The sequence below is a fragment of the Mycobacterium simiae genome, assembly GCF_008370645.1.
Taxonomy (GTDB): Bacteria; Actinomycetota; Actinomycetes; order Mycobacteriales; family Mycobacteriaceae; genus Mycobacterium; species Mycobacterium simiae_A.
The window spans coordinates 1-1,242 of the sequence record NZ_VTZN01000400.1 but is presented as its reverse complement, the minus strand read 5'-3'; the positions used below and the strand labels follow the sequence as shown (position 1 = coordinate 1,242).

Sequence of the window (1,242 nt, the reverse complement as noted above, 5' to 3'; positions counted from 1 at the left end):
TCCGGGGATAGCTCGTAGGACATGAAGCCTGACGCCGGGCCGCCAACCGTCCCATCCCCGCATCCGGGGATAGCTCGGAGGCACGCCCGACGTTTACTCGGCCATCCCCGCATCCGGGGATAGCTCTACGTAGTCATGCACCAGGTCCACCCACAGCTCGTCCCATCCCCGCACCCGGGGATAGCTCGTCGGCTTCGTGCGACTCCATGAGGGCCGCGGCGTCCCATCCCCCGCACCTGGGGATAGCTTGGCAATGAGAGGGTCGCGGTTCTGTGCACCCCGCACCTGGGGATAGCTCGGTAGCAACTGACGGAAACCTTGTGGCGGTTGTGTCCCATCCCCGCATCCGGGGATAGCTCGGACATGTGGATTGAGGCGAAACGCATCCATGAGTCCCATCCCCGCACCCGGGGATAGCTCGGTAGCCCGCTTCGGTCGGCTCGTCTTTCTTGGGTCCCATCCCCGCACCCGGGGGATAGCTCGAAAGCGTTTCCCACCAACCGTGCCAAGACCGAGTTTCCCTCCCCCCCGTACAGGGGACACCTCGGTTTCCAACTATGGAGAAGCGTTCCCACCAGTTGATCTCGAAGCTGCCTATTATCCTCAACGGCCAGAGACCAGCCACCGGCTGAGCGCCCTCAGCTCAGAGAGTCTCCGGACTCACCGGGGGCGGTTGGACCTTTCAATTGGCCACCAGCGGGGACATCAAACTGGCTGTTGACAGCTCGAACCATGCCCCCGCACACGGGGATAGCTCGGGAATGGTAGGGCTGTTTGATGTCGATTGAAGTCCCATCCCCGCACACGGGGGATAGCTCGCATCTGCGCTTGAGTATCGAGAAACCCTTGCGGTCCCATCCCCGCACCACGGGGGATAGCTCAAAACCATTCTGCCCCCCTCCGACTACTAGAGTATGAGCGTCACTTTTCGGTGAGGACGAACAACCGCTCGTTGAGTCTCACGCACACGGCCGTCGTTCCACCCAGCAGACTGGGATTGCTGAACCGCTCCGGGTTGAGTCCGGAGTCTCCGGACGTACTGGGGCGGTTCATACTCATCGCCGGCTGTGGGATTGTGGCGCTATCAACCCTCCGCGCGCGTGGATAAATCGATCGGGTATCGATCAAGATTCGAGGTAGAGCGTGTCGCCCTCCCCCCTGAACTTGGGGGGGAAACACGGGGTCCTGCCCCAGTACACGGGGGATAAGTCAGCGTGCAAGCTCATCGACCACCGCAATGAT

Annotated in this window: 1 protein-coding gene; it reads right to left on the bottom strand. The window is 61.9% G+C overall.

What is annotated here, in order from left to right:
- Positions 1–921: 921 nt before the first annotated feature.
- Positions 922–1,053, bottom strand: coding sequence for a hypothetical protein (locus tag F0Q45_RS29775; RefSeq protein ID WP_262491196.1), 132 nt, complete (start codon positions 1,051–1,053; stop codon positions 922–924).
- Between the last annotated feature and the right edge of the window lie 189 nt (positions 1,054–1,242).

Excerpts from the sequence above, each read along its gene's own strand:
- F0Q45_RS29775 (WP_262491196.1), bottom strand. The coding sequence starts at position 1,053 with ATGAACCGCCCCAGTACGTCCGGAGACTCCGGACTCAACCCGGAGCGG.